This is a genomic window from Desulfofundulus sp. (assembly GCF_049701015.1).
GTDB lineage: Bacteria > Bacillota > Desulfotomaculia > Desulfotomaculales > Desulfovirgulaceae > Desulfofundulus.
Window position 1 is genome coordinate 1 of sequence record NZ_JBNATZ010000329.1, and the last position, 2,349, is coordinate 2,349.

The window sequence follows — 2,349 nt, forward strand, 5'->3', positions numbered from 1 at the left end:
GCCCCAAATCTTTCAGCGTCGTGTCCTTCAACATCATACCCATCGGCCTCCGCCTCCCGCTCCATGTCCCCCCAGTCAATTTCTATCTTGCCAGCCGGTTCCACGTGCCAGGAGGGTGTGTACTCAGATACCTCCCGGGATACCAGCTCGCACGCCAACGGGTGTTCGGGGTAGCCCAGCTTGTCTATCATCAGCGGGTGCCTCCCACGCACGATTAAAACGGCCTTCTTCTCGTCCATCCTCAATATCTCGTCCAGGGTCATCAGCGGCCTCTCCTTCGGGCTCCTGCTCACCTTGGCGTTCAGCATGTCCTTCGTACTCCGACCAATGGAACGCTGCTCAACAGTGCCGGTACCCATCAATTCCCGCAGGTATTTGGCCGTGTCAATGTCGTTTATCCCCAAAAATAACCTGGTGTCGCAGCAGGAGATGATTTCCTGCCACGCATCCTGCGGGTAGCGGTTCCTCAACTGCGGCAGCGACTGCGTTATGATGGTGCAGGATATCCCCCTGGAACGCATCGTGGCTATCCTCTTCTTGAAGTCCGGTATGGCCCCGATATTGCAAAACTCGTCCAGCAGGAAGTTGATGTTGACGGGGCACTTACCGCCGCTCCTGTCCCCCAACCTGGTCAGCTTGATGAACAAAAACGAGAAAAACAGCGACGCCAGAAAGTCAAAGGTGGTGTCGGTGTCGGACATAATGCAGTAGTACGCGCACAGCTCTTTCCCCGGTGCTTCAAGGTCGATGTCGCTCCTCCCGGTTATCTTCCTGACCAGCTCGTTCTGGAATACCTGCAGCCTGGTCCCCAACCCCTGGATAACCCCGCCCTTGACCGTGCCCCCCGCCTGGGAGTATATGTTGTAGGGAGCTTTGGCCGGGTGGTCCGGTCTCAACCCCTCGAAGATCATGTCCAGGGTATCCAGGTCCCCACCGGCCAGCAGGTGGTAAAGGTCGTACACGGTCTGCTTCTCCGGCGGGTACTCGTGCTTGACGTAAAGAACCAGCGCTTTAAGAAGGTTCTGCTCCGCCCTGTCCCAGAAAGGATCGCCGCCCATCTTCTTTATCCCCGGTACGGCGGTGTTGGCTATGACGACTTCCGTGAACATCTGCGCGTCAATGTCCGTAACCACCTCGTCCAGCGGGTTCCACCGGTCGGAATGCACCATGTCCACCAGGTTAAATACCTTCACGTTGTAATCCCGGTTCTGAAAGAATGTCAGTGTCTCCCGCGTTATCTCACCCTTGGGGTCGGTGACCACGATGGACTCCCCGTTCACTGCCGCCTGCAGGCAGTTGGGAATTATTTCGCTGAAAGTCTTGCCGCAGCCCGGAGCACCGAAAATAATGACGTTCCTGTTCAACCTCCCCTTGCCGTTGTACCTCACGGGCTGGCCTCCATAAGACCCCAGCAGTATCCCCGGACCGTGGCCCAGGTCAAATGTGCGGGGTATCTCCTCCGGTCCCATCCAGCGGGACGTGCCGCAGGTCGGGTCGTTGATGAAAGAGAGCCTCCTGGGAACAACCTTTTCAGCCAGCTCGGGATAATGAAGGTACAAACGAAAGACGAGGATTCCTGTCAGAATTACTGCTACAACGTTAAAAATCAGCCACAAGCCGTAGTGGCCAGAAACAGGTACCGCGACGGCGGCATATAAGGGGTTCTTGAAGCAGGCCAGCCCTTTGTGCGTGTCGTAAAGCAGGACCGCCGGCGACCCCAGCAGCCACGCGTCGAGAACGTACAGGAGAATCAGAAAAAATATAACCCTTGTCTTCTTATTCTGTAAAACCCAGACTAATTTATTGAGAGTGGTCTGCATTCACATCCCTCCAAAATTCAGAAATTACAATCAGCTTTACCCCCGGGAACTGTTCGGCCAATTTCCTGGACTGGCTTTCCAAACAAACTATCTCTACGTCCTTTTTCTCCCTGTCCCTCAGTTTGAGGTAGGCTTCCAGCTGCTCTTTTTTCACCACGTCGTTAAATACCAGGACAGACACATATGTCTGGCCTTTCTGATAGTCCGCAAAGCGACGGTTGGCTTTTTCGTAACCCCGCAAAAGGTTTTCTATGCAACTTTCGATTTCATCCTTGTGCCTCAAAAGCTCTATCCCATATGGATAGGGCAACAGCAGCAGTTCCTCAAGTTTGGGGATGTCAGTGTAAAAGTGTTCCATAGCCTTGAGCGTGGGACAGAACACTATGGCGTTGTATATGCGGTGGTAAGGCATGTCGTTCAGTTCATGCTTTATCCCCTGAACGGTCGCCCTGCGGGGGTCGTCACTCAAAAGGTAATGCCAAGGAAACTGGGAGGAAACTAGGAGGGTACTTGAGGAGGCGGCGAAAAA

General features: G+C 54.3%; 2 protein-coding genes. Both read right to left on the bottom strand.

Annotation, left to right across the window (positions count from 1 at the left end):
* Positions 1–1,820 (bottom strand): VirD4-like conjugal transfer protein, CD1115 family (locus ACPLUI_RS13960; protein WP_424660852.1); only part of this gene is annotated, 1,820 nt, incomplete at its 3' end.
* The coding region (locus tag ACPLUI_RS13965; protein WP_424660853.1) for a hypothetical protein at positions 1,801–2,349 on the bottom strand (549 nt) is incomplete at its 5' end. The genes ACPLUI_RS13960 and ACPLUI_RS13965, both read right to left, overlap by 20 nt.